This window comes from Bacteroidales bacterium (assembly GCA_031275285.1).
GTDB lineage: Bacteria > Bacteroidota > Bacteroidia > Bacteroidales > UBA4181 > JAIRLS01.
On the sequence record JAISOY010000168.1, the window covers coordinates 1 to 3440 of the forward strand.

General features: G+C 42.8%; 2 protein-coding genes, 1 tRNA gene and 1 pseudogene. 1 reads left to right on the forward strand and 3 read right to left on the reverse strand.

Going from position 1 to position 3440, the window contains the following annotated elements; all coding sequences use genetic code 11:
* Nucleotides 1-1168 (forward strand): annotated as a pseudogene (ccsA, locus tag LBQ60_16730) (cytochrome c biogenesis protein CcsA).
* Here the strand turns inward: ccsA and LBQ60_16735 are convergent.
* The 3 genes from LBQ60_16735 to ffh form a co-directional block, all read right to left on the reverse strand.
* Nucleotides 1159-1234, reverse strand: a tRNA-His gene (locus tag LBQ60_16735). The pseudogene ccsA and the gene LBQ60_16735 overlap by 10 nt on opposite strands.
* A 92-nt stretch (nucleotides 1235-1326) precedes the next feature.
* A complete protein-coding gene (gene folD, locus LBQ60_16740; GenBank protein MDR2039569.1) occupies nucleotides 1327-2208 on the reverse strand; it encodes a bifunctional methylenetetrahydrofolate dehydrogenase/methenyltetrahydrofolate cyclohydrolase FolD in 882 nt (293 codons plus the stop codon).
* A gap of 5 nt (nucleotides 2209-2213) precedes the next feature.
* A partial coding sequence (gene ffh, locus LBQ60_16745) for a signal recognition particle protein (protein ID MDR2039570.1) occupies nucleotides 2214-3440 on the reverse strand: 1227 nt, incomplete at its 5' end.

The following is a 3440-nucleotide window of genomic DNA, read 5'->3' on the forward strand; positions in this document are numbered from 1 at the left end:
CCATCAAAGACTGAATATTTTCCCCCGGAAAGACGACTCAAATCATACGTGGTATGCACCGGGTGACGACCTGGCTTCATTCCCCCCTGCAGACTCCACATTTATATCCGATATCTTCCTTACCTATCTAAATGATATACAATCCGGGATACAAGAAGGGAATTGGCAGAAAGCAAACGAAACGCTGGACATGATTGCCACCTACCAGACTAAAAACAAAACTTTCAATATAGATGCGAGAAAGATAGAAACAGAATTGACGTACAATAAAATGAATATTTTCCGCTTCTGCAGGATGGTTTACCTGATCTTGGGTGGTACACTGCTGATATTGGCTGTCATCTCTCTCTTCAAGCAACGGAAATGGACGAAATGGTTAATTAGGGTATTGGCAACAGGGGTATCGATTGGTTTTCTTTCCCACATAGCAGGAATGGGTATGAGATGGTTCATAGGTGGATATGCGCCCTGGAGTAATTCGTATGAAACGATGGTGTATGTTGCGTGGGCATCCGTATTTGCGGGATTGTTATTTGTTCGCCGCAGCACGATAACCTTTGCACTGGCAACTTTGTTCGGAGGAGTTATACTCTTTGTGTCCGGGCTTAACTGGATGGATCCACAGATAAATTTGTTGGTTCCGGTACTTAAATCTCCCTGGTTGATGTTTCACGTTGCGATCATCGTGGCAGCTTACGGATTCTTCGGCCTCAGTTGTCTAATGGGAATAACCAATTTAATCATGCAATCCATCCGTGGAAAGAATCGCCCTGTGCCGGCAGATCGTATCCGGGAATTAACTGTCATAAACGAAATGTCGTTATGGATAGGATTGACATTGATGACAACGGGCACTTTCCTCGGCGCTGTCTGGGCAAACGAATCCTGGGGACGGTACTGGGGGTGGGATCCGAAAGAAACCTGGGCATTAATAACTGTGGTGGTATACGCCATTTGCCTGCATCTGCGATTAGTGAAAAAATGGGATAAAGCCTGGCTCTTCAATTTAACATCAGTAATTGCCTTTCTCTCTGTGCTAATGACTTATTTCGGGGTAAACTATTTTCTCAGTGGTATGCATTCGTATGGTTGAATAAAAAAAGAGCACCTTCACAAGTGCTCTTTTTTATTTCGAATAAATTCTCTACTTCTATTTTCGGGTGAATGATGGGATTCGAACCCACGACCCTTGGAACCACAATCCAATGCTCTAACCGGCTGAGCTACAATCACCATATCAACATCTTACAAACTAAAAATTTTTGTCGGGGCAAAGGTAGATATTTCCTTTTATTCTCCAAACCTTTGATTGAGAAAAATCCTGTTTTACTCATAGATGCTCTTTTTCCCGGCAAGTAAAGTATTGCGCATCAAGGAAAGGATAGTTACAGGACCTACTCCGCCCGGAACCGGAGTAATATAGGAGCATTTGACAGATACTTCGTCGAACTTCACATCGCCTGTCAACTTATAACCACTTTTAGTAGTACTACTGGGCATACGGGTAGTACCTACATCTATAACTATGGCGCCCTCTTTCACCATATCTGCTTTCAGAAATTCGGGAACACCCAAGGCTACAATAATGATATCAGCATGGAGGCACATCTCTTTGAGGTTTTCCGAACGGCTGTGACACACCGTCACCGTACAGTCTCCCGGATAGTTTTTTTGCATCATCAGCATCGCCATCGGCTTACCAACTATATTGCTACGCCCCAATACGACACAATGTTTCCCTTTGGTTTCTATTTCATATCGCTTCAACAATTCAAGAATACCGGCAGGAGTAGCCGACACAAAACAAGGCAAACCGATAGACATACGCCCTACATTAACAGGATGAAAGCCATCCACATCTTTCCGATAGTCGATAGCTTCGATAATTTTTTGCTCCGAGATATGCTTAGGGAGTGGAAGCTGCACGATGAAACCGTCGATATCTGCATCTCTATTTAAGCGATCGACACAGGTTAATAATTCTTCTTCCGTTACATCCTCTTCGTAGCGAATCAGGGATGATTTGAATCCAAGCTCTTCACAGGTACGAACCTTGTTTGCCACATAAGTTTCGCTTCCTCCATCGTGACCTACCAATACAGCCGCCAAATGCGGAATTTTGCCTCCGGATTCTTTTATCTGCAGGACTTCTTCTGCAATTTCTTTTTTCATTTGGGCAGCAACAGCTTTTCCATCAATTAAATGCATAGCAATTATCTTTTAGATTTGGATAAGGGCATTTTTTTACTTCCCAGCTTTGCGGTTGTAAGCACACGCATCATTTTGCGTGTTTCGTCAAATTGTTTAATTAGTTTATTCACCTCCTGGATATTTGTTCCACTACCAATAGCTATACGTTGGCGACGCGAACCATTTAGAATAGCAGGATTCGTTCGTTCCACCGGAGTCATAGAATAAATGATAGCTTCTATAGTCTTAAAAGCGTTTTCATCGATATCAATGTTTTTCATCATCTTGCCGACACCAGGTATCATAGAAGCCAACTCTTTTAGATTACCCATTTTCTTTATTTGATGAATTTGGGCGATAAAATCGTTAAAATCAAACTGGTTTTTGGCTATTTTCTTTTGCAAACGCTTAGCTTCCTCTTCGTCGTATTGCTCCTGTGCACGTTCCACAAGTGAAACAATATCTCCCATTCCCAGAATACGGTCGGCCATACGTTCAGGATGAAACACGTCTAAAGCATCCATTTTCTCGCCGGTACCCACAAATTTAATAGGCTTATCTACAACCGTGCGGATAGAAAGAGCAGCTCCCCCCCGCGTGTCACCATCGAGCTTGGTAAGCACTACTCCGTCAAAGTTCAGACGATCGTTAAATTCCTTGGCTGTATTAACAGCATCCTGCCCTGTCATGGCATCTACTACGAAAAGTATTTCATTAGGTTGTATCGCTGTTTTGATGGATGTTATTTCCTTCATCATCTGCTCATCAATTGCCAACCGGCCGGCGGTATCAACTATTACCAGGTCGTATCCTCTGAGCCGGGCTTCCTTTACGGCATTTTGTGCGATAAGTATCGGATTCTTGTTTTCCGGTTCTGAATATACAGGTACTTCTATTTGTTTTCCTAAAACATGTAATTGTTCAATAGCTGCCGGACGATAAACATCACAAGCTACCAAAAGCGGTTTCTTTCCTCTTTTTGTTTTCAACAAATGGGCTAATTTCCCGGAGAACGTAGTTTTACCTGAGCCTTGCAATCCCGACATCAATATAATAGCAGGAGAAGTTTTCAGATTAATATCCGCGGCAGTCCCTCCCATCAATTGTGCCAATTCATCGTGTACAATCTTTACCATCAGTTGGCCTGGCTTCACGGCTTTAAGGACATTCTGTCCCAGCGCTTTTTCTTTCACCGTGTCGGTAAACTGTTTTGCCACTTTATAATTAACGTCGGCATCCAATAATGCTTT